21 protein-coding genes are annotated in these 21,160 nt (G+C 45.0%); 11 read left to right on the top strand and 10 right to left on the bottom strand.

Annotated elements, in window-relative coordinates; translation table 11 throughout:
• The first annotated feature begins 49 nt into the window (after positions 1 to 49).
• Entirely contained in the window at positions 50 to 418 is a 369-nt protein-coding gene (locus HQQ92_RS22465; RefSeq protein ID WP_046821265.1) for a helix-turn-helix domain-containing protein, read from the top strand.
• Here the strand turns inward: HQQ92_RS22465 and HQQ92_RS22470 are convergent.
• From HQQ92_RS22470 to rpmH, 6 genes are all read right to left on the bottom strand, one after another.
• Positions 415 to 1,632, bottom strand: a complete 1,218-nt coding sequence (locus HQQ92_RS22470) for a site-specific integrase (RefSeq protein WP_161706365.1) — start codon at positions 1,630 to 1,632, stop codon at positions 415 to 417. The genes HQQ92_RS22465 and HQQ92_RS22470 overlap by 4 nt on opposite strands.
• A 203-nt stretch (positions 1,633 to 1,835) precedes the next feature.
• A complete protein-coding gene (gene mnmE / locus HQQ92_RS22475; protein ID WP_131524518.1) occupies positions 1,836 to 3,197 on the bottom strand; it encodes a tRNA uridine-5-carboxymethylaminomethyl(34) synthesis GTPase MnmE in 1,362 nt (453 codons plus the stop codon).
• A gap of 106 nt (positions 3,198 to 3,303) precedes the next feature.
• Positions 3,304 to 4,932, bottom strand: a complete 1,629-nt coding sequence (gene yidC / locus HQQ92_RS22480) for a membrane protein insertase YidC (RefSeq protein WP_105250801.1) — start codon at positions 4,930 to 4,932, stop codon at positions 3,304 to 3,306.
• Between the two features lie 3 nt (positions 4,933 to 4,935).
• Entirely contained in the window at positions 4,936 to 5,190 is a 255-nt protein-coding gene (gene yidD / locus HQQ92_RS22485) for a membrane protein insertion efficiency factor YidD (RefSeq protein ID WP_006083829.1), read from the bottom strand.
• Complete coding sequence (gene rnpA, locus HQQ92_RS22490; RefSeq protein ID WP_105250802.1) at positions 5,157 to 5,513, bottom strand: ribonuclease P protein component; 357 nt, start codon at positions 5,511 to 5,513, stop codon at positions 5,157 to 5,159. Before rnpA ends, yidD begins: the two co-directional genes overlap by 34 nt.
• Positions 5,514 to 5,528: 15 nt before the next feature.
• On the bottom strand, positions 5,529 to 5,666 hold the full coding sequence (gene rpmH / locus HQQ92_RS22495) for a 50S ribosomal protein L34 (RefSeq protein ID WP_006083827.1): 138 nt from the start codon (positions 5,664 to 5,666) through the stop codon (positions 5,529 to 5,531).
• A 445-nt stretch (positions 5,667 to 6,111) separates the two neighbouring features.
• On the opposite strand from rpmH, the gene dnaA reads away from it, so the two are divergent.
• From dnaA to gyrB, 5 genes are read left to right on the top strand one after another with little or no spacing between them, the layout of a single operon-like run.
• Positions 6,112 to 7,500, top strand: a complete 1,389-nt coding sequence (gene dnaA, locus HQQ92_RS22500) for a chromosomal replication initiator protein DnaA (RefSeq protein ID WP_006083826.1) — start codon at positions 6,112 to 6,114, stop codon at positions 7,498 to 7,500.
• Between the two features lie 19 nt (positions 7,501 to 7,519).
• Positions 7,520 to 8,620 (top strand): DNA polymerase III subunit beta, encoded by a 1,101-nt coding sequence (gene dnaN / locus HQQ92_RS22505; RefSeq protein WP_105250803.1) that lies wholly within the window; start codon positions 7,520 to 7,522, stop codon positions 8,618 to 8,620.
• Positions 8,595 to 8,825, top strand: a complete 231-nt coding sequence (locus HQQ92_RS22510; RefSeq protein ID WP_147250508.1) for a hypothetical protein — start codon at positions 8,595 to 8,597, stop codon at positions 8,823 to 8,825. Before dnaN ends, HQQ92_RS22510 begins: the two co-directional genes overlap by 26 nt.
• Positions 8,822 to 9,904, top strand: a complete 1,083-nt coding sequence (gene recF / locus HQQ92_RS22515) for a DNA replication/repair protein RecF (RefSeq protein ID WP_105250804.1) — start codon at positions 8,822 to 8,824, stop codon at positions 9,902 to 9,904. The genes HQQ92_RS22510 and recF overlap by 4 nt, the downstream gene beginning before the upstream one ends.
• 16 nt (positions 9,905 to 9,920) lie before the next feature.
• The gene (gene gyrB, locus HQQ92_RS22520; protein ID WP_113941413.1) at positions 9,921 to 12,338 is read left to right on the top strand and encodes a DNA topoisomerase (ATP-hydrolyzing) subunit B; all 2,418 of its coding nucleotides are present in this window, start codon (positions 9,921 to 9,923) and stop codon (positions 12,336 to 12,338) included.
• A gap of 110 nt (positions 12,339 to 12,448) precedes the next feature.
• Here the strand turns inward: gyrB and HQQ92_RS22525 are convergent, their stop codons facing one another.
• On the bottom strand, positions 12,449 to 13,111 hold the full coding sequence (locus HQQ92_RS22525; RefSeq protein WP_173248487.1) for a glutathione S-transferase family protein: 663 nt from the start codon (positions 13,109 to 13,111) through the stop codon (positions 12,449 to 12,451).
• A 240-nt stretch (positions 13,112 to 13,351) separates the two neighbouring features.
• Here HQQ92_RS22525 and HQQ92_RS22530 point away from each other — a divergent pair, with 240 nt between their 5' ends.
• The 4 genes from HQQ92_RS22530 to HQQ92_RS22545 are packed head-to-tail and all read left to right on the top strand — an operon-like array spanning position 13,352 to position 15,597.
• A complete protein-coding gene (locus HQQ92_RS22530) occupies positions 13,352 to 13,654 on the top strand; it encodes a hypothetical protein (protein WP_006083821.1) in 303 nt (100 codons plus the stop codon).
• Position 13,655: 1 nt separating this feature from the next.
• Positions 13,656 to 14,882 carry a sulfite oxidase gene (locus HQQ92_RS22535; RefSeq protein ID WP_173248489.1) on the top strand — a complete coding sequence of 409 codons (1,227 nt, stop codon included), beginning with the start codon at positions 13,656 to 13,658 and terminating at the stop codon, positions 14,880 to 14,882.
• The gene (locus HQQ92_RS22540; protein WP_173248494.1) at positions 14,882 to 15,265 is read left to right on the top strand and encodes a cytochrome C; all 384 of its coding nucleotides are present in this window, start codon (positions 14,882 to 14,884) and stop codon (positions 15,263 to 15,265) included. The genes HQQ92_RS22535 and HQQ92_RS22540 overlap by 1 nt, the downstream gene beginning before the upstream one ends.
• Positions 15,262 to 15,597, top strand: a complete 336-nt coding sequence (locus tag HQQ92_RS22545; protein ID WP_173248496.1) for a c-type cytochrome — start codon at positions 15,262 to 15,264, stop codon at positions 15,595 to 15,597. The genes HQQ92_RS22540 and HQQ92_RS22545 overlap by 4 nt, the downstream gene beginning before the upstream one ends.
• A 92-nt stretch (positions 15,598 to 15,689) precedes the next feature.
• Here the strand turns inward: HQQ92_RS22545 and HQQ92_RS22550 are convergent, their stop codons facing one another.
• Positions 15,690 to 16,610, bottom strand: a complete 921-nt coding sequence (locus tag HQQ92_RS22550; RefSeq protein WP_173248498.1) for a biotin-dependent carboxyltransferase family protein — start codon at positions 16,608 to 16,610, stop codon at positions 15,690 to 15,692.
• A gap of 333 nt (positions 16,611 to 16,943) precedes the next feature.
• Here HQQ92_RS22550 and HQQ92_RS22555 point away from each other — a divergent pair, with 333 nt between their 5' ends.
• Positions 16,944 to 17,984 (top strand): HDOD domain-containing protein, encoded by a 1,041-nt coding sequence (locus HQQ92_RS22555; protein ID WP_173248500.1) that lies wholly within the window; start codon positions 16,944 to 16,946, stop codon positions 17,982 to 17,984.
• A gap of 102 nt (positions 17,985 to 18,086) precedes the next feature.
• Here HQQ92_RS22555 and glyS read toward each other — a convergent pair whose 3' ends face one another.
• Positions 18,087 to 20,156, bottom strand: coding sequence for a glycine--tRNA ligase subunit beta (gene glyS / locus HQQ92_RS22560; RefSeq protein ID WP_173248502.1), 2,070 nt, complete (start codon positions 20,154 to 20,156; stop codon positions 18,087 to 18,089).
• A gap of 10 nt (positions 20,157 to 20,166) precedes the next feature.
• Entirely contained in the window at positions 20,167 to 21,072 is a 906-nt protein-coding gene (gene glyQ / locus HQQ92_RS22565) for a glycine--tRNA ligase subunit alpha (RefSeq protein ID WP_006084781.1), read from the bottom strand.
• Positions 21,073 to 21,160 lie beyond the last annotated feature (88 nt).

The raw sequence follows: 21,160 nt of genomic DNA on the forward strand, positions 1-21,160 counted from the left end.
CTTCTCATAAAATAGGTCTATCAATAACTGGTTTATAACGGATAGGCTGATGACTGTAGACGTGAATGAAACCTTGAACGCCCTGAGAAGCGAAATTGCTGAAATGAAGCAATTGCTGGCTCAGTTCGTTGAAAATACAGTGAGTGACGGCAGCAAATCAAACTTACCGCCGTCTGATAAAGAGTATCTTACAGTTGATGAGGCTGCGGCCTACGTTGGAGCAAAACGCTCGTACATCTACCGTTTGACGCATGAAAAGCGCGTATCATTTACTAAGCCGGGAGGTAATAGAGTGCTAATTAAACGATCAGACCTTCAAGCATGGCTGGAAAAGAACAGAGTGAAGTCCCAAGATGAACTTCACCAAGATGTTGCAAATTACATTGCGTGCTCACCTCGTAGCCGTAGGGCATCTTAAAGTGCTGTATGGGATACGGATTTTCCGCAGTGAGGACAGCAAGTTCCAGACTCTTTTACCTTATCTTCAAAAATATCTGGAAAGCCTCTCATTGCTGTTACCCGGCGACTTTCAAGGATATCAGCATAAATTTCCGTTGTTCTCAATTCGGAGTGCCCAAGAAGGCGAGAGAGAGAATAGATATCAACGCCACGGTTAAGCTGGGCCACCGCAAATGTATGTCTGCCAACGTGGAAAGTAACATGTTTTTGAACGCCTGCTAGCATTGCCCAATGTAGTAAAGCGACGTTGGTGTAACTGCTATATTTCAACCCTTTAAAGACTCGCTCAGCTTTATCTTGGCGCTCTCCCATAAGCTTAACTGCTGAGTCTGGTAGATCCAGGTAGACTAAGCTGTTTCCGGCATTCAGTAATTTAGTCTGCTTGAAAATAATTCTGTAGTGTCCATTCTGAAACTCTTCTATTTCTTTCCATGTAAGCTTCTGAATATCGCTCCATCTCAAGCCAGTTGTGCAACTAAAAAGAAATGCCCGTTTAAGAACGTCATAGCGACATTCCGCCTTTGTCATAGCTCGAACTTCATCCAGAGTGAGGTAGGTTCGCTGGGTATTTTCTGCTTTGACACTTTTTACTCGCTGGACTGGGTTATCCCTTATGATGCCTTCTCTGTACGCTTCATTTAGGGCGGCTCTGACTTTGTTGAAGTAACTAGAGGCCGTGTTTTTGGCAAGCTTTGACTTAGATTTCGTTAGCGGTTCCTCTAAAAGGTATTTCCTAAACCCTTCCAGGAATTTTTTATCAAGTTCTTCAAAAGTTAGCTCTGCTCTTCCGTGATAGCTCCGAAGATGTTTACCTGCTGAGATCCAAATAGAATAGTTTGAAGAACTTCCAGACTCTTTGCTGGCAGTTAACTTGTCGTAGTATTCGTAAAAGCTCGAAGCAAGCTTTACTCGATCTTCCAGTTGGAACTTATTACTGTGAGATTCAACGAGCCTTGCTGACCGCGCAGCCTCAGCCTGACGCAACATTTCCTTATTGTGTTGACGCTCTGCTTGTGTCTTTGGATTCTCGTAGAGATAGAGCTCTAAAGGTTCGTAGTCGCGCTTTGCACGTTTTTTACCATCCTCACCTTCAACAACACCGTAGTAGTACACCAGTCTAAGTTGCTGGAGCCCCTTCGAGTTAGGGTTACGCTTGTTTACTGATACCTTCATAATTGCTCCGCTTTGCTCCCGTTACTCCAAAATTTTAACTCGGGAGCAAATGCGGATCAATATTTAGCAAAACGGAGCAAAATCGTGGAAAGGGAAGTAAAACCTAACCATAACAGTGTTGCTGTAAAATTACTTAAATAACAGTAGGTTGCTTTGATATGTTTTGAAGGGTTTTACTTTGTTTTTCATCTGAATTACGAACTTCACTTCCCGATACAGAAAGAGCTGAAAATCTTGCCGAGTAAATCGTCAGAAGTGAAGCGGCCAGTGATTTCTGATAGTGCTAATTGGCACATGCGTAACTCTTCTGCCAGCAGTTCTCCTGCTAGATACACTTCTAATTGTTCTTTACCCAATTGCAGATGGCTTGCGGCGAGTTCAAGGGCTTCTAAGTGACGACGCCGGGCGATAAAGCCACCTTCGAGGTTACTCTGGTAGCCCATGAGTGATTTTAAATGCTGCTTTAACTGTTCAACACCTAAGCCTGTTTTAGCCGAGATCCGGTAAACACTATAACCTTGTTCTTCGGTCATCATTAAGTCTTCGCCAGTGAGATCGGCTTTATTGCGGATCACTGTTACACCTAAATTTGAGGGCAGGCGATCGACAAAATCAGGCCAAATATCATGGGGATTAACGGCGGCAGTGGTGGTGCCATCCACCATGAATAGCACTCGATCAGCACTGTTTATTTCATTCCAAGCGCGTTCTATACCAATTTGTTCAACGGTATCTGTCGTATCGCGTAGACCTGCGGTATCGATAATGTGCAGCGGCATGCCATCTAAGTGGATGTGCTCGCGTAATACATCCCGTGTTGTACCAGCAATTTCGGTAACGATAGCCGATTCTTTACCGGCTAAGGCGTTTAATAAGCTGGATTTTCCAGCGTTAGGACGACCCGCGATCACGACTTTCATGCCTTCGCGGATGATAGAACCTTGTTTAGCACTGGCTTGCACTAGGTCAAGTTTGTCGATGATTTTGTAGAGTGCATTGGCAATTTTACCATCACTTAAAAAGTCGACTTCTTCATCGGGGAAATCAATCGCAGCTTCTACATATAAACGTAGGTTAGTGACTTGATCCACCAGCTCATGGACTTCCTTAGAAAATTCACCCTGGAGTGATTGCAGCGCGCTTTTAGCCGCTTGCTCACTGGTGGCATCGATAAGATCGGCAATCGCTTCGGCTTGGGTTAAGTCTAGCTTGTCGTTCATAAAGGCTTGTTCGCTGAACTCACCGGGTTTGGCTATTCGAATACCACCGACTTCCATTACACGTTTGATCAGCATGTCTAGAACGATTTGGCCGCCGTGGCCTTGAAGCTCCAATACATCTTCGCCAGTAAAGGAATTGGGGCCTTTAAAAAACAGCGCTATGCCTTGGTCGATTACTTGGCCTGTTGCACTTTTAAAGTCGCAATAATCGGCATATCTTGTTTTAGGAAGATGACCCAATACGGCCATAGCGACATCACTGGCCTTGTTGCCTGAAATTCGGATGATGCCAACGCCGCCACGTCCGGGCGCGGTGGCTTGAGCCACGATAGTGTCAGTTGTCACGGAAATACCCACCAAACTAATATCTACCAAATCATGTAAAGGAAAAGGCGGCTAATTTAGCCGCCTTTAGTATTATTTTCACTTTATGCTTTGCTAAAGGTAGGGCTTATTTTAAGCCTTTTTTCTCAAGACCTGCATAAATAATCTTCTGCTGCGTGATGGCAACTATGTTACCTACTAACCAGTACAGTACTAGACCTGATGGGAACCACAGGAAGAATACGGTAAAGATTACTGGCATCCATTGCATCATTTTCACTTGCATTGGATCCATTGTCGGCGCAATTGGTTGCATCTTCTGCATTACAAACATAGAGACGCCCATCAGCAGCGGCAGTATGTAGTAAGGATCTTGTACCGATAAATCGTGGATCCACAGCATAAATGGTGCATGACGTAATTCGAAGCTTTCTAGCAATACCCAGTATAAGGCAATGAAGATTGGCATCTGTAAAATAATAGGTAAACAGCCACCCATAGGGTTAACTTTTTCTTTCTTATACAGTTCCATCATGGCTTGACCCATCTTTTGACGGTCATCACCAAAGCGTTCTTTCAAATCTGTCAGCTTAGGTTGCAGATTACGCATCTTCGCCATTGAGGTGTACTGCGCTTTTGTCAGCGGGAACAGTAAACCACGAACGGTTAACGTGATCAGAATAATTGCCACACCCCAGTTACCGACGAATGATTGATAGAACATCAATAGCCAGTGAATAGGAACTGCTAACCACCATAAGAAACCGTAATCGACCACGAGATTTAAGGTTTCAGAAATCGCTGACAGTGCCGCTTGATCCTTAGGACCAACATAGAACTGTGAGCTAATTTCTTGGCTGGCACCGGGTGCAATATCGTATACCGCGCCGCGGAAACCAATATTAGCTAAACCGCCAGCACTGACACTAGAAAAAATAGTGTTGCTGTCAGTTGCGGGTGGCACCCAAGCTGAAACGAAATAGTGTTGTAACATGGCTGCCCAACCGCCTAAAGTGGCTTGGTTCAGGTTACTTTTGGCCATGTCGTCAAAGTTGTATTTTTCATAGCGCACATCATTCGTTGAGAACGCACCACCACGATAGGTAGGCATCATCATGCTGCTTTCAGATGGCTTGATCGTTTGTTTAATCTGACCGTACATCTGAACTTGCAGTGGTGCTGCTGAAGTGTTGTTGATTTTATAGTCAACATCTATGTTGAACTTACCGCGATGGAATACGAACACTTTAGTGTAAGTCACACCATTGTCAGCGATATAAGTTAACGGTACTTCTAAGGTATCTTGGCCTTCGGCTAAGGTATATTCAGTTGCCGTTGTGCTAAATGCGGCACGGCCTTTTGCGCTGCTATCGATACCATCGCGACCAATTAGGCCGCTTTGAGCGATATAAGTGAAATCATTCGTTTGCTCAAGCAATACGAATGGTTGATCTTTCTCTAGTTCTTTTTTGTGCGAAACTAACGCAGCAAAAACGATGTCACCACCCACTGGATTGATCTGAATGTCTAACTGATCTGTTTTTACCGTAATCAGTTTGCTGTTTGCAGTAACTGCTGCAGCAGGAACACCTGTATCAGCTTCTGGAACATCGGCACTGTGCGAGCTTGCCGCGTTCGCCACTAAGGACGATTCGGTTGCAACGGGTTTAGGAGCTTTGTCTGCTTGCCACTGTTGCCACAGCAAAAAGCTGACAAACAGTAGTCCTATGAGCAATATATTGCGTTGAGATTCCATAGCCTATTTATTACACCTATCATTTTTAGGGGGGACGGGATCACTACCGCCGGGATGTAAAGGGTGACATTTTAATATGCGTTTCAATGCAAACCAACAACCTTTCGCGGTTCCATGCACTTTTATTGCTTCAATAGCGTAGTGAGAGCAGGTGGGATTGAAACGGCATCGAGGGCCCAGTATAGGGCTTATGAATACTTGATAGCCACGAATTAACGTGGTCGCTAGCCATTGTAGCGGCGACTGAGTTTGCGCCATAGCTTTTCTATCAATTTGTTGATTTCAGCGTTTTCCATTTCCATCACGCCATTTCTGACAAGCACAACAATATCAAGATGAGGAATGTCGTGTTGATTCAAGCGAAAACTATCTCTGATCACGCGCTTAATACGGTTACGTTGATTGGCGCGTTTTACATAGCGTTTAGCAACAGTAAGGCCCATACGCGGATGTTGTTCCGTGTTAGGAATAGCGAGCAAGGTAATTTCAGCAGAAGATGCTTTGATGGGATTGGAAAATACAGATTTAAATTGCGCGGGAGTTAACAAACGTAACTCCCGCGAAAAGGTATAGCTAGTCAACTAGTTACCCACTTATTAAGCAGATAAACGAGCGCGACCTTTCGCACGACGACGTGCAAGCACCTTACGGCCGCCTACAGTAGCCATACGAGCGCGGAAGCCGTGAGAACGCTTGCGCTTCAGGTTGCTAGGTTGAAAAGTACGTTTACTCATGATGGCAATCCGTCTTTGTTATTAGTGAACATATCCTTATCTCTAGGATAGAGGTAAGGGCAAAAAAGAGGCCGAATTGTAATCACAATACTTAGTCACGTCAACAACGAAAGTAAGTAAGTGCTTTATTTCTGCCAGCGTATCCTTAGATCAACCCCCAGAATACACCATAAGATGTGGATAACTCTGTGTACGGACACTACATGTAGTAGTGCAGGGGATCTTCGAGCCGATCGAAGGGGCGCCATTATAGATCAATGTGGATCGCTTAATAAAGCAGGATTTGCGGTTAGTGCTGAATAAAAGGATCGTTTTGGATCTTTGATGATCGAGGATATCCACATAGAATGATCTCGCTGGGGATAAATATTTTTTAAGGATAGCGATCCTTGAGATCTCGCTATAGAATACATCTCTTTTTTGATGATCTTTTGGGGATAACTAAGTGGCTGTTTCACTTTGGCAACAATGTATCGGACGACTGCAAGATGAGCTTTCTGCTCAGCAGTTCAGTATGTGGATCAGACCGTTACAAGCCGAAATGGATGGAGATACTCTGGTGCTTTATGCGCCCAACCGCTTCGTGCTTGATTGGGTCAGAGATAAGTACATCAATATCATTAATCAGTTCTTTACTGAGCAAATGGGTAGCGACGCGCCTAAATTGCGTTTCGATATAGGTAGTCGTCCTTCGGCGAAAAAGCCTAGTGTTCCAGCACCGATTGCGCCAACTCGTGTAGCGAATACCCAAACTAAAGCGACGGTAGGCACGACGTTTAATGTCCAAGCCGAGCCTATGGCGAACGCGAATCACCGCAGTAACATTAATCCGAGCTACCAGTTTGATAACTTCGTAGAAGGTAAGTCTAACCAATTAGGTAAGGCTGCGGCGTTACAAGTGGCTGAAAATCCGGGTGGTGCTTATAACCCACTATTTTTATATGGCGGAACAGGTCTAGGTAAGACTCACTTGTTGCACGCTGTCGGTAACGGGATCATTAAAAATAATCCTAATGCCAAAGTGGTTTACATGCATTCCGAGCGTTTTGTCCAGGACATGGTTAAAGCGCTGCAAAACAACGCGATCGAAGAATTTAAACGTTATTACCGTAGCGTCGATGCCTTGTTTATCGATGATATTCAATTTTTTGCCAATAAAGACAGATCCCAAGAAGAATTCTTCCATACCTTCAATGCGTTGCTTGAAGGAAATCACCAAATTATTTTGACTTCAGATCGTTATCCAAAAGAGATCGACGGTGTTGAAGACAGATTGAAATCGCGTTTCGGTTGGGGTTTAACTGTGGCAATTGAGCCACCAGAGTTAGAAACCCGCGTAGCGATTTTGATGCGTAAAGCTCAAGAGAGCGGCATTAACTTGCCCGATGAAGTGGCTTTCTTTATTGCTAAGCGTTTACGTTCAAACGTACGCGAGCTAGAAGGGGCATTAAACCGCGTTATCGCCAACGCTAACTTCACGGGTCGGCCAATTACTATTGATTTTGTTCGTGAAGCCTTACGTGACCTCTTGGCACTTCAAGAAAAATTAGTCACTATAGACAATATTCAGAAAACCGTAGCTGAATACTACAAGATCAAGATGGCTGATATGTTGTCTAAGCGTCGTTCACGCAGTGTCGCGCGCCCAAGGCAAGTTGCAATGGCGTTATCCAAAGAATTAACTAACCAAAGCTTGCCGGAAATTGGTGATGCTTTTGGTGGTCGAGATCACACCACAGTGTTGCATGCCTGTCGTAAGATTGCTCAGCTACGGGAAGAGAGCCACGACATTAAAGAAGATTATGCTAATTTGATTAGAACCTTATCTTCTTAAAACAAGGAATTTGGACACGATGAAATTCTCAATTGATAGGGATGCCCTATTAAAGCCGTTGCAATTGGTGTGTGGTGCGGTAGAAAGACGCCATAACTTGCCCATTTTGTCTAACCTCCTTGTAGAAGTAAGTGGTCACTCACTTAAGCTGACTGGTACAGATTTAGAAGTCGAACTCGTGGGCCAAGCAGTGGTTCACGGTGATATCGAAGAAGGTCGTACTACGGTTCCGGCGAAGAAACTGCTCGATATTGTTAAGTCTTTGCCAGAACAAAGCGAACTGAAAGTCGAACAACAAGATAATAAATGGTTGCTGCGTTCAGGTCGTAGCCGTTTTTCCTTAGCGACTTTGCCCGCAGAAGAATACCCCAACGTTGAAGCCTTCCAAGCTGAGATTGAATTTAGCTTGAAGCAGGGCGTGTTGAAGTCAATTATCGACTCGACGCAGTTTTCAATGGCTAACCAAGATGTACGCTATTACCTCAACGGTTTATTGTTTGAAACTGAAGGTAATGTGTTGCGTGCGATAGCGACCGACGGCCATCGTTTAGCCTTAAGTCATCGTACGATTGAAGCACAATTACCGGAAAAACAAGTCATTGTGCCTCGTAAAGGCGTAATTGAAATGGCGCGCTTATTGGAGTCTGACGATCTCGATATCACCATTGCTATTGGTGATAATGCTATTCGTGCCACCACGGCTAACACAGTATTTACCAGTAAATTAGTCGATGGTCGCTTCCCTGATTATCGCCGTGTATTGCCAAAGGGCGGTGATAAAATTGTGATTGCGAGTCGTAATCACCTGAAGCAAGCGCTGACGCGGGCTTCTATTTTATCCAATGAAAAATTCCGTGGTGTGCGTATTCAACTCGAAAATGGTCTGCTCAAGATCACCGCTAATAACCCTGAACAGGAAGAAGCGGAAGAAATCATCGATGTGGAATACAACAATCAGGCCTTAGAAATTGGTTTTAACGTCAGTTACTTACTGGACGTGCTCAACAACCTTAAGTCCGATGATGTGCGTATCACGCTCATTGATGGTAACTCCAGCGCCCTAATCGAAAACCATTTGGAAGAAGATTCCATGTATGTGGTTATGCCGATGCGCTTATAAACCATCGATTTTTACGTTACCCGTGTCTGTACCTCTGTCTTTGATGTCTATGCCGCTTAACGGCGGCACAGTGTTTAATGCACAGCATTGGCCATTCCTTCACTCATTTACTGATAGTCTTAGCCTGTGGCAGCGATTGAGTTGCTCGTTAAGTGCTATGAATCCTTGCCTACGCCGTTTACGCGGCTTAATGAGTAATGCATGAGCCTGACCCGTCTCAATATCGAAGCGTTTCGCAACATTCAGTCCGCACAGTTAATCCCAGCACCTGGGATTAACGTGATTTATGGTCAAAATGGCAGCGGAAAAACCAGTATTTTAGAAGCCATTTATTTCCTCGGTATGGGGCGCTCGTTTCGCAGTCATTTATCCCAACGAGTGATTAATCACGATGACGATAAGTTAACGCTATTTGCGACTTTAAATTTAGCGCGCGGTGACAGTAAAATTGGTTTACGCCGATTTCGCAATGGTGAGACGGAAGTGAAAATCGACGGCGAAAAAGTCAAACGTCTGTCGACCTTAGCCGAAGCTTTACCTATTCAAGTGATCACACCTGAAAGCTTTTCTTTACTGTTTGAAGGCCCAAAATCCCGTCGACAATTTATTGATTGGGGCGCATTTCATGCTGACCCACAGTTTTATGGCGCTTGGACGAATGTTCGTCGCGTTCTTAAGCAAAGAAATCAATTACTTAGGAACGGTTCAGCTTACAGTCATATTCAATTTTGGGACCAAGAGTTTGTGCGCTATGCCGAGCAGGTCACCGAAATACGAAACCATTATGTAGACTCGTTAAATGAGCTACTTAAGGGTATAATCGGGGAGTTTTTACCGAGTGTAGATGTGAAGGTTTCATTTACGCGCGGCTGGGATAGTAAAACGGATTTTGCAGAACTACTCGAAAACCAATATTCCAGAGATTTGGCCACAGGTCATACCGTCAGCGGTCCCCATAAAGCTGACCTTAGACTTCGTGTAGGCACTTTGCCGGCGCAGGATGCCCTGTCCCGTGGTCAATTGAAATTATTAGTCTGTGCACTGCGTATTGCACAGGGAAAGTTGCTCAAACAACAAATAGATAAAAACAGTATTTATCTTGTGGACGATCTTCCGTCCGAGTTGGATGCACAGCATAGGCAGCTATTGCTTAAGCAGTTAACGGATACCGGAGCACAAGTTTTTGTGACCGCCATTGATCCTGCTGCAATAGTCGATTCGTTACACACGCCTCCCAGTAGGATGTTTCATGTGGAACAGGGACGTGTAACGGTAATTGAATAACCATTGAGAGAATAATATGTCAGAGAATAGTTACGATTCTTCGAGTATTAAGGTCCTTAAGGGCCTTGATGCAGTACGTAAGAGACCTGGGATGTATATTGGTGACACCGACGACGGTACGGGTCTACATCATATGGTGTTCGAAGTAGTCGATAACTCTATCGATGAAGCCTTAGCCGGCCACTGTAGCGATATTACGATTACTATCCATGTAGATGGTTCGGTTTCTGTTAAGGATGACGGCCGTGGTATCCCGGTCTCTATCCATGAGGAAGAAGGCGTATCGGCGGCAGAAGTTATTATGACGGTATTGCATGCCGGCGGTAAGTTCGACGATAACTCCTATAAAGTGTCTGGCGGTCTCCACGGCGTGGGTGTATCGGTTGTAAACGCTTTATCTAAAAAGCTGCAAATGACCATTCGTCGTGCTGGCAAAGTATACGAGCAGTTTTATACTCACGGTGTGCCTGATGCGCCGATCAAAGAGATTGGTGATGCAACCAAAACCGGTACTGAAATCCGTTTTTGGCCAAGTGAAGATACCTTCAGCGATGTTGAGTTTCACTTTGAAATTCTGGCAAAGCGTGTGCGTGAACTGTCTTTCCTTAACTCAGGCGTGGGTATCCGTCTGGTTGATGAACGTGACAATAAAAATGAATTCTTTAAATACGAAGGTGGTATTAGCGCATTCGTCGATTACCTGAACCGTAATAAAACGCCAGTCAACAAAGATGTATTCCACTTTATGCAAGAGCGTGAAGATGGCATTACCGTTGAAGTGGCTATGCAGTGGAATGACGGTTATCAGGAAAATATTTTCTGTTTTACCAACAACATCCCACAGCGTGATGGTGGTACTCACTTAGTCGGTTTCCGTAGTGCGTTGACACGTAACCTCAACAGCTACATGGAAAACGAAGGCTATAACAAGAAAGGCAAAACTAGCGCGACTGGCGACGATGCCCGTGAAGGTTTGACTGCCGTTATCTCTGTTAAAGTGCCTGATCCTAAGTTCAGCTCGCAAACCAAAGATAAACTGGTTTCTAGTGAAGTGAAAACCGCGGTTGAACAAACCATGGGTGAGAAGCTGAACGATTATCTGCTGGAAAACCCAGCCGATGCTAAGTTGATTGTTGGTAAGATTGTCGATGCGGCCCGTGCCCGTGAAGCGGCGCGTAAAGCCCGTGAAATGACCCGTCGTAAAGGCGCACTCGATTTAGGTGGTTTGCCAGGTAAGCTGGCCGATTGCCAAGAAAAAGATCCCGGTCTTTCAGAAATTTACATAGTGGAAGGTGACTCTGCTGGCGGTAGCGCTAAGCAGGGACGTAACCGTAAGAACCAAGCTATTCTGCCACTGAAAGGTAAAATTCTAAACGTTGAGAAAGCACGCTTCGATAAGATGTTGTCTTCTCAAGAAGTGGCCACACTGATCACGGCGCTCGGCTGTGGTATTGGTCGCGACGAATATAACCCAGATAAAACTCGTTATCACAACATCATCATCATGACGGATGCTGACGTCGACGGCTCGCACATTCGTACCTTGCTGTTGACCTTCTTCTTCCGTCAAATGCCTGAATTGATTGAACGTGGTTATGTGTATATTGCTCAGCCACCACTATTTAAAGTGAAAAAGGGCAAGCAAGAACAGTATTTGAAAGACGAGCCAGCATTGACTCAATATCTCACGACTCAAGCATTGGATGGCACTGTTGTGTATCCAACGCAAGGTGCGATTGGTATGTCAGGTGAGCCGTTAGAGCGTTTAGTGACTCAGTATCGTGAAGTGGAAGCCATTGTGGCTCGTTTAGAGCAGCGCTATCCAACGCACATTACTAACCGTATGCTTTACCACCCAATGATCACCAACGAGATGTTGGCCGATGAAGGCAAGATGAAAGAGTGGATCGATGCCTTTATCCATGAGCTGGTGGAAATGGAAAACAGCGGTGTACTGTATTCTGCTGAGCCTATTCTCGATCCTGAGCGTAAAGTGTATCTGCCTAAGATCACCATTCGTAAACACGGTATCGATACTAACTATCTGTTTACTTATGACTTCTTCCAATCAAGCGATTATCAACGTATCGGTAAGTTAGGTGCGGCGTTAGATGGCATGATTGAAGAAGGCGGCTATGTACAACGCGGCGATCGTGTTAAAGAAGTCGGCAGCTTCCTCGAAGCGCTAGATTGGACGATTTCTGAAGCCAAACGCGGCTTATACATTCAACGTTATAAAGGATTGGGTGAGATGAACCCTGAGCAATTGTGGGAAACTACAATGGATCCTGAATCACGCCGTATGTTGCAAGTCACGATTGATGATGCCGTGGGTGCCGATCAGTTGTTCACTTGTTTGATGGGTGATCAAGTTGAACCTCGTCGTGAGTTCATCGAAGCGAACGCATTGAACGTGGCTAACTTAGACGTTTAATGCTAGATGTATAATATTAGACGTGTAATGCGCGTTAAGACTCGCGTTAGTACGTGAATGATTAAGGGAAAGCCAAGGCTTTCCCTTTTTTATCTCTATGATTTATCTCTTTATCGATCAATACCCGCTTCATCCGCTGCAACAATTTCAGTCTCTGCTTTAGCCGCATTAATCCACGCCTGCATTTCCGGACAGCTGATCACATGCTGCATATAGGCACGGCTTGCCTGCGAGACTTCAATATCGTAGGTAAGAAAACGCATAACCACAGGGGCAAACATCATGTCGGCAATCGACCATTGGCCAAATAACCAAGTACCTTCGGAATTTGATGGAGCAAACTCGGCCATCTGTGCTGACCAAATCGCATCGATGCGCTCAATGTCTTTGCGGACCGCATCAGTGAGCTCAACATAGCGCCTCGCGCGTATGTTCATTGGTAGAGCGTTACGCATGGCATTAAAGCCTGAATGCATTTCACTGGCAATCGATCTAGCCTTGGCTTTTTGTTTAGGATCTTGCGGCCATGCGCTACCTGCAAGATAGGTGTCGTTGAGGTATTCACAAATTGATAGTGAATCCCATACCCTAATGTCACCATCGACTAATGTCGGTACTTTTAAAGTCGGCGAAATGGCTTTGAGTTGCTGATAGAAGCTGTCGGTATCGAGTTGCAGTAATACTTCGTTGAACTGCACGCCAGATTTTGCGGCCATTAACCAAGCTCGCAGTGACCAGCTAGAGTAGTTCTTATTGCCAATATAAAGATCCATTGTTTGTCCTTGAGTGAAATGCCGAGTGTTTCTGCAAAGCTACTATATGGACTCATTTCACCTATGACTAATGAATATTTTACCCTTTCTACATCCGCTAATACGCGTCATTTCTCTTGAGCTTACGAGTCACTTTTATTGAATTTAAACGACCCATAGCATTGAGATAATTTAACCATATCTTAATTACTTTGTTCGATGGATTCTGTCGAGATAAAGGCTAATTGGCGAGATAAATGGATGTGGCAGCGAGTGATTTACCCCGTAAGTGCACTGATTTTTATGCTATCGGCGGTGGCAAACGCCGATGAGGCAAATAAGTTATTGAATATGTGTAAGGCCTGTCATGGCGAGTCCGGTGTGAGTCGTTTTGAGCATATTCCTAATATCGGATGGCAAAACTCAGAATACCTATTGAAGCAACTGCGAGCCTTTAAGGCGGGGAATCGCCAAGATCCCACTATGACTAAAGTCGCCCAACTCTTGACTGAGGCTGATATGCAGCTGATGGCGGATTACTTTTACCTCGGAAAGGATAAATAACATGGATCTTAATCGTCGGGTTTTTATTAAAGGTGCGGTAGCGACGTCAGTGTTATCAGCTTTACCCGTTAAGTGGGTATTTGCCAATCAGCTTCCCGCAGAGGTTATTCCTCTGGATATATCAGCATTAACTTGGACTAAGGCAGAGGACTTACCGAGTTATTTCAAAGTGTTAAACACTCATCCACTGAATGCGTTTCCGCCGGAGCATAAGCTCGCTCCAGCTGTGACGCCTGCCGATGCCTCGTTTATCCGTTGGAATGGCATAGTGCCTGATTTTAAGGCGCTGGATGCTAAGACTTGGACTTTTAAAGTGGATGGTGAGTCCGTTGCTACTCCGAAAACCTACACAATCGATGAGCTCAAGCGCCGCTTTAAGCATTACACATTACAGTTACTGATTGAATGTGGTGGTAATAGCCGTTCAGGCTTCTTTCCTAGCACTAAAGGCAATCAATGGAATAATGCCGGCGTATTTTGTTCTGAGTGGACAGGTGTCTTAGTGAGTGATGTGCTTAAGGATTGCGGTATTAAATCTGATGCTGTTTACACAGGCCATCACGGTGTTGATCGGCATTTGAGCGGCAAAGGTGAGGCGATTTCACGCGGCGTACCAATAAAGGCGGCGCTCGAAGAGCTTGGGCTTATTGCATGGTCGATGAACGGTGAGGACATTCCTTATCTACATGGATATCCCTTACGTATTGTGTTTGGTGGACGGCCAGGATCCGTTTCGCAAAAAGCGGCGACGGGGATCAGTGTGCGTAATAAAGTCCATGATGGGCATAAAATGGAAGCGCCAGCGTATCAACTCCCTAAATATCCCATAGCGCCAGGTGAGTCTGTTGATGATAAAGACTATAAAATCATTGAAGAAATGATAGTGAAGTCATTGATCACTCACCCCCAATCTGGAACCGAATTAGCTGTAGGTCAAAAGATGACTATCGCAGGTCATGCTTGGGCGGGATTGCGGGAAGTGGTTAAGCTGGAAGTCAGTTACGATTATGGCACTCGTTGGTTTGCCGCTGAATTAGAAAAACCTAAAAACATAACAGCATGGCAGCAATGGAAGATTGAATTGCAATTACCGTCGCAGGGTTATTATGAAATCTGGGCCAAAGCGACCGATAGTGAAGGTGATAGTCAGCCTGTCGTACAACCGCAATGGAATCCTAAGGGATATATGTTTAACGGCTGCCACCGTATTGCCGTTAGGGTGGTGTGATGAAGTCACATATCAATAAACTGATATTGCTTGGGCTAGTGGCATCCAGTATTTCGCTAGCCGCTGAGTATCCAGTGGACCCTAAATCGGGTTTGATCATGGCTCCTGGCTGGGAGTTAGTGAACTATCAATGTAATGCCTGCCATACCAGTATGATAGTCGTGCAAAACCACGGCGATAAAGCCTTTTGGAAAGAGACTTTGCTGTGGATGGTAGATACTCAAGGTTTATGGGACTTGTCGGATACTTGGGCGCCGACCTTGAGTTATCTAAGCACTTATTATGGTCAAGCTGAAATGGATATGGCGATCTTCAGACGTCTACCTTTAGAACCGAACCTGCAGCCTGTGCTAGTTAAACCTTTCCCTAAGGAGCCAAAATGAGAGCGATTATCATAAGTTTGATTGCGCTATGTGGCTTATCCACAGAGGTTAATGGAGAGGTTTATCAAACAGATATAGAGCGAGGTCAGGCATTGGCTACAGCACAGTGTGAGTCATGCCATGGCAATGCGGTGATCGCTATGGCCAAGCAATTCCCAAACTTAAAGGGACAAAAATTAGCTTATCTTAATAAACAGCTCGTCGATTTTAAAACCGGTTTACGACTCGATCCTTTGATGCAATCACAAGTCAGCGCGTTAAGTTCTGAGCAATTACAAGATGTGGCGCTGTTTTATAGCCAGCAAGTTACACCGAACCTAAGTGCGAATTAGCGCGAGTATAGTGTGTTATTTGAATTAAACCGATATAGGGTTTAGTAAGGAATACGGGTGATATTTTGTAGATTTGATTATGCAGTGGTTCGTTAACCTAGGCTACGTTGTAGTCGGTAGAAGTAGTCTTGCCATTCCGCTTGCGCCGTTGCCGCTTGTTCATCGTCAACCAATTCGAATTTAACTGTCTGCCCTGGGCGAGTTTGAGCGAGTTTCCACAGATCGGCTTCAATAATCACGGCGATTTGAGGATGATTGCTGGTGGTCTTAGCATCGGCAAGTAACACTAAAGGTTGCCCTGAAGCTGACACTTGAATGACTCCGGGCTTGACTGTATGTGATTGAACGGGAAATGGTTTTGCTAAGGTCAATATTTCCCCGTTGAGTATTGCACTTGCACGATTGCTTTCTGCCGAAAGTTGCCACTGTGTTTGCCAGAATGTTTGCTGCGATTTCAACGAGAAGGCTTGGGTGTGCTTTGTTGCGAGTGCGCGAATATGCCCATTCCAACTTTTTTGAATTGCGCCAACTTGCCTTCTTAGTGGATGAGCTGAACCTAAGGTCAGGCTATCGCCAGCTTCTAATGCGCGGCCATGAAATCCACCGATACCTGAGGTTAAATCAGTTGCAGCAGAATCCATCACTAACGGCACTTTAACGCCGCCGTCAACCGCAACATAGGCACGCATGCCTTTATTCCCCCCTCTAAGACTGAGTTTTTGTCCTGCCTTAATAGAGTAACGCCAGCCGCAAACTATGGGTTTATTATCTATGCGCGCATCGAAATCGGCACCGGTTAAGGCAATCCAAGCATCACGTTTAAACAAAAAAATCGATTGTCCGAAGGTCAATTCCAGTACGGGTGTATTGTCTGGATTTGAGAGTAGGCGGTTTGCTAAACACAGTGCAGGTCTATCTAAGGCACCAGCTTGGGTTACGCCTAAATGTCGATATCCCATGCGTCCGATATCTTGAACTGTGGTTAGTGCACCCGCTTTTATTACCTCGATCATCAAATTTTCCGTTGTTAGCTCGCGAGTAGATTGTTAATCAATTAAAGGGAGACAAAATATGTATCCCTTTAGGAATGGTAGGCATATTGTCAGTTAAATGATGCTGAAATGTAAGTTTTTTGAGGTTTCAACTTGTAACCAAGATTGTCTTTGTAAAAGCAGTAATGGTGGGATAGAAGAAGTCCGAAATGAATTGAATATGTTACACTTAAGCTAAGTATTAGCCTCTCTACAATGCCTTAATACATGGCTTGAGCTGATCAAAATGGATTTATGATGGGCAATATTTAACTGACTTTTTAACAATTATTTATAATGACAGGTTGATGCTTCTTGATTAAATCACTTTTTAACAAACTCTTTAATATTCGTGATACGGCGACCGTTGAGAGACCCAAAAGTTTTTCAACGACGGACTTAGGTAAGTCGCTTGAACCTGCGCGAAAGCCAGCTAAATCTCTCGAAGATATTAGCGTCGTATCTGTCGATTTATCTGCACTCTTTTATAGTTTGTTATTTCCGACACGGGTAAAGGACACTGGTGGTGTAGCGAATAATCTTGAACGTCGGGTAATGGCGGAGATAGAGTTGGCCTTAGCATCGCCACAAGTCATCGCCGAAAAAGTGTTAAAGCTGCCGTCAAAGGTATTGGAGTTAGATCGTAAATTGGCCGACCCACAATTTGATATTAAGGATCTATTGGCGCTTATCGAGCGAGATCCTTTATTGAGTATTGAGGTGCTTAAGCTGTGTAATTCTCCCGCGTTTAAACGTAGCGATAGGGATATCACCAGTTTACAGCAAGCTTTGGTACAGCTTGGCCGCGAACAGTTGAGAAAATTTGTCACCACTTGTTTAGTGCGTGAAATGTTGGATATCAAACCAATCTATTTCCGTCGTTTTGGGGCTGAAATTTGGCGCCACTCGATGCAGGTAGCCTTTCTCGCCAGTGAGTTAAGCGATGAAGATCAAGATACGGCTTTTTTATTGGGCTTATTGCATGATGTCGGCAAGCTGGCCATTTTCAAAATGCTCCTCGATGCGTTTGTGCTGGCGGAGCTGGGAGAGCAGCCTAATTCTGGATTATTTAGACAAGTGATGACGACGAAATCGTTAACCTTAAGTTCATTGCTCGCTAAGCATTGGCAGTTACCCAATACCTTTGAAACAGAATTAGACAAGCTCGCCAGTGTAAACTCGCGTCCGCAAGCTGGGCTCGCCGCTGTGGTATGGCGGGCGAATGTGATCAGTGAGATTTCTATGCTGCATCAAGCAGGGCAATTATCCCCTGAGATACTGGCGAATTTACTGCAGCAAGTTAACTTAGATCAAACTCAATTTGATGGCTTACATCAAAAACTGACGCAGTTTTGATTGGGCAATTTAATACGTTTGGTATAAGAAATCAGGACAATAAAAAACGCGCTATGAAGCGCGTTTTTTTATAAAGCGATAATTTTATAAACCTTAGTATCGTTATTGCAGTAGTGATATATCCGCGACGTGCAGGAACTGCTCGCGTAGATTATTCAATAATGCTAAACGATTGTTTTTCAAAGCTTCATCATCCGCCATAACCATTACATCTTCGAAAAACTGATCCACGCTTTCACGTAGGCCAGCTAACAAAGTTAAGGCCTGTTGGTAATCTGCATTGGCAAACAAAGGTGCCAACTGTGGTTGTAGCTCGTTCAACTTGGCCGCTAATGCTTGCTCTGCGGCTTCGGTCAACAAACCTGCATTGATCGATGTCGGTAAAGCGCCTTCAACCTTAGCCAGAATATTAGATACACGTTTGTTCGCTGCTGCAAGTGCGCCAGAAGCTTCTAGGCTTCTAAAGTGTGATACCGCATTGATACGACTATCAAAATCAGCTGGGCGTGTTGGGCGACGTGCTAGCACGGCTAAGATCACATCAACACCAATGCCTTTATCTTGATACCAAGCGCGGAAGCGAGCCATTAAGAACTCTAACACTTCATCGCTTGCATTGGCGTTGCTTAAGTTAGTACCGTGGAGCTCCTGAGCTTTAGCAATCAGTGTTACTAAGTCCAGTGGCAGTTTGTTCTCAACGATAATACGCAGCACACCGATGGCGGCACGGCGTAGGGCAAAGGGATCGGCTGCGCCTTTTGGTGCTTGGCCAATACCAAAGATGCCGACTAAAGTATCGAGCTTGTCTGCTAATGCGACAGCGCAAGATACACCGGCACTAGGCACTGTATCGCCAGAGAACTTAGGCTTGTATTGCTCTTCCATTGCAACCGCAACGGCTTCGGTTTCACCATCGAGGCGGGCGTAGTGCATGCCCATAGTGCCTTGAGTGTCGGTAAACTCCATCACCATATTGGTCATCAAATCGGTTTTAGATAACAAACCTGCACGGGCTGCATCAACCGCATTCGCGCCAGTTTGTCCGGCAATAAAGGCGGCTAGGGCAGAAATACGATTCACTTTGTCTTTTAAGGTGCCGAGCTGTTGTTGGAACAGGACGGTTTCTAGGCTAGGTAAACGTGATTCCAGCGTGTGTTTTTTATCGGTATTAAAAAAGAACTCGGCGTCGGCAAGACGTGGACGAACGACTTTCTCGTTACCTGAGATAATTTGCGTGGGATCTTTAGATTCGATATTGGCCACAAAGATAAAGTTTGGCAGTAACTTGCCTGCATTATCAAAGACTGGGAAGTATTTTTGGTCGCCTTTCATGGTATAGACCAAAGCTTCAGACGGTACACTTAAGAATTTTTCTTCGAAGCTAGCGGTCAATACCACAGGCCATTCAACCAAAGAGGTGACCTCTTCAAGCAGGCTATCTTCGATATCCGCTGTGCCACCAATCTTAGCGGCGGCTTTTTCGGCATCGGCTTTGATTAATGCTTTACGGCTTTCGTAATCGGCGATGACTTTGCCTTTTTCTTTTAGGTCGGCAAGGTAGTGATCAGCGTGTGCTAATTCAAACTGCTTGAGTCCCATAAAGCGGTGACCGCGAACAGTGCGTGCCGATTTGATACCCAGCAATTCACCTTCAATTAACTCACTGCCTAGCAACATAGTCGCGGTGTGAACAGGGCGAATAAATTGGGTTTTATTATTGCCCCAACGCATTGGCTTAGGAATGGGCAATTTATCGAGTGCACGTTGAGCCATGGCAGCGATCAAACTTTTGGTTTCGACGCCTTCAACTTTGGCGTTATGGACTAACCATTCGCCTTTATCTGTAACTAAACGTTCGGCTTGTTCAACAGTAATACCATTACCACGTGCCCAACCTTCGGCGGCTTTAGTCGGTTTGCCTTCAGTATCGAATGCTGAACTCACTGCTGGGCCGCGTTTTTCAACGACTTTGTCAGCTTGTGCAAGGGCAAGTTCAGTGACGTTAATTGCCAGACGACGTGGCGCTGCGTACCAAACGGCTGAGCTGAACGCTAAATCGGCTTTGGTGAGTTCTTCAGTAAAGTTAGCTAAAAAGGATTCAGCCAGTTTACGCAGTGACTTAGGTGGTAATTCTTCCGTGCCTAACTCTATGAGTAAGTTTTCAAAATTCATGTTTTTACCTCTACTTACACATTGGGAAGCCAAGCGCTTCGCGTGCCTGATAATAAGATTCAGCGACCGCTTTCGCCATAGTACGAACACGTAAGATGTAGCGTTGGCGCTCTGTAACTGAAATGGCATGGCGGGCATCGAGCAGGTTGAAGGCGTGTGAGGCTTTCATCACTTGCTCGTAGGCGGGCAGAGGTAAAGGTTTTTCTAGCGACAATAAATGCTGACACATTTTTTCGCACTGATCGAACAGGGTGAACATAAAATCCACATCGGCGTGTTCGAAGTTATAGGTAGATTGCTCGACTTCGTTTTGATGGAACACATCGCCATAGGTGATTAGGCCCAGTGGACCATCGGTCCATACGAGATCATAAACGCTATCTACGCCTTGGATATACATGGCCAGACGCTCTAGGCCATAGGTGATTTCACCTGTGACAGGGCTGCATTCGATGCCGCCGACCTGTTGGAAGTAAGTAAACTGAGTCACTTCCATGCCATTAAGCCAAACTTCCCAGCCTAAGCCCCAAGCACCTAGTGTTGGTGATTCCCAGTTATCTTCCACAAAGCGGATATCGTGGATTTGAGTATCAATACCCAGTGCTTGCAGTGAGCCTAAATACAGCTCTTGAATATTGTCAGGAGAAGGCTTCAACACGACTTGGAATTGGTAGTAGTGCTGTAGGCGGTTAGGATTTTCACCGTAACGACCATCCGTAGGGCGGCGCGATGGCTGCACATAGGCACTGCTCATAGGTTCAGGCCCTAAAGAACGTAGGAAAGTTTGTGGGTGGAATGTACCCGCGCCGACTTCCATATCTAAAGGTTGAACAATTGCACAGCCTTGCTGTGCCCAATATTCCTGCAGGGTGAGAATGAAACCCTGAAATGTTTTTACGTCGTGTTTTGTCGTCATGTCTACTTGTCTACTGCCGTCAGCCTGAATAGAAAATGGGTTCGATTATACCTTGTAGATATCTGCTTATGTAGGTTATTTTTTACCT

This window comes from Shewanella sp. DC2-4 (genome assembly GCF_013248875.1).
Taxonomy (GTDB): domain Bacteria; phylum Pseudomonadota; class Gammaproteobacteria; order Enterobacterales; family Shewanellaceae; genus Shewanella; species Shewanella oncorhynchi.

Excerpts from the sequence above, each read along its gene's own strand:
- yidD (WP_006083829.1), bottom strand. The coding sequence starts at position 5,190 with ATGGCGCAAACTCAGTCGCCGCTACAATGGCTAGCGACCACGTTAATT.
- HQQ92_RS22550 (WP_173248498.1), bottom strand. The coding sequence starts at position 16,610 with ATGATCGAGGTAATAAAAGCGGGTGCACTAACCACAGTTCAAGATATC.
- HQQ92_RS22545 (WP_173248496.1), top strand. The coding sequence starts at position 15,262 with ATGAGAGCGATTATCATAAGTTTGATTGCGCTATGTGGCTTATCCACA.
- HQQ92_RS22510 (WP_147250508.1), top strand. The coding sequence starts at position 8,595 with ATGTGGTTATGCCGATGCGCTTATAAACCATCGATTTTTACGTTACCC.
- gyrB (WP_113941413.1), top strand. The coding sequence starts at position 9,921 with ATGTCAGAGAATAGTTACGATTCTTCGAGTATTAAGGTCCTTAAGGGC.
- HQQ92_RS22465 (WP_046821265.1), top strand. The coding sequence starts at position 50 with ATGACTGTAGACGTGAATGAAACCTTGAACGCCCTGAGAAGCGAAATT.
- glyQ (WP_006084781.1), bottom strand. The coding sequence starts at position 21,072 with ATGACGACAAAACACGACGTAAAAACATTTCAGGGTTTCATTCTCACC.
- HQQ92_RS22470 (WP_161706365.1), bottom strand. The coding sequence starts at position 1,632 with ATGAAGGTATCAGTAAACAAGCGTAACCCTAACTCGAAGGGGCTCCAG.
- HQQ92_RS22540 (WP_173248494.1), top strand. The coding sequence starts at position 14,882 with ATGAAGTCACATATCAATAAACTGATATTGCTTGGGCTAGTGGCATCC.
- glyS (WP_173248502.1), bottom strand. The coding sequence starts at position 20,156 with ATGAATTTTGAAAACTTACTCATAGAGTTAGGCACGGAAGAATTACCA.
- rpmH (WP_006083827.1), bottom strand. The coding sequence starts at position 5,666 with ATGAGTAAACGTACTTTTCAACCTAGCAACCTGAAGCGCAAGCGTTCT.
- HQQ92_RS22530 (WP_006083821.1), top strand. The coding sequence starts at position 13,352 with ATGTGGCAGCGAGTGATTTACCCCGTAAGTGCACTGATTTTTATGCTA.
- recF (WP_105250804.1), top strand. The coding sequence starts at position 8,822 with ATGAGCCTGACCCGTCTCAATATCGAAGCGTTTCGCAACATTCAGTCC.
- dnaN (WP_105250803.1), top strand. The coding sequence starts at position 7,520 with ATGAAATTCTCAATTGATAGGGATGCCCTATTAAAGCCGTTGCAATTG.
- HQQ92_RS22525 (WP_173248487.1), bottom strand. The coding sequence starts at position 13,111 with ATGGATCTTTATATTGGCAATAAGAACTACTCTAGCTGGTCACTGCGA.
- yidC (WP_105250801.1), bottom strand. The coding sequence starts at position 4,932 with ATGGAATCTCAACGCAATATATTGCTCATAGGACTACTGTTTGTCAGC.
- HQQ92_RS22535 (WP_173248489.1), top strand. The coding sequence starts at position 13,656 with ATGGATCTTAATCGTCGGGTTTTTATTAAAGGTGCGGTAGCGACGTCA.